General features: G+C 48.2%; 1 protein-coding gene. It reads left to right on the forward strand.

Translation table 11 applies throughout. The annotated features are described in order from the left end of the window. Positions 1-41 precede the first annotated feature (41 nt). A partial coding sequence (locus KVT27_RS25795; RefSeq protein WP_217582296.1) for a hypothetical protein occupies positions 42-245 on the forward strand: 204 nt, incomplete at its 3' end.

Genomic DNA, 245 nt, shown 5'->3' on the forward strand with positions numbered 1-245 from the left:
CCATGCGACAGTTGTACAAAGACAAACATTTGCGCAAACAGATGAGGGAGCGTTCGAGAAATTATGTAGCTGTGCATCATACGGTTTCGAAATATGTGGAGAAATTTAAAGGCATTGTTGTGGACGGGAGATACGACGAATTGCAAGACGCATTGGCTGATAAAAAACCTGAAGCGGCTGCATCGCCGCAATCGGACGCGGCAGAATCCGCTGCTCCTAGCGAAGAAACGACGAAGGCACCGATT

This window comes from Lysinibacillus sp. GbtcB16 (assembly GCF_019091145.1).
Taxonomy (GTDB): Bacteria; Bacillota; Bacilli; order Bacillales_A; family Planococcaceae; genus Lysinibacillus; species Lysinibacillus fusiformis.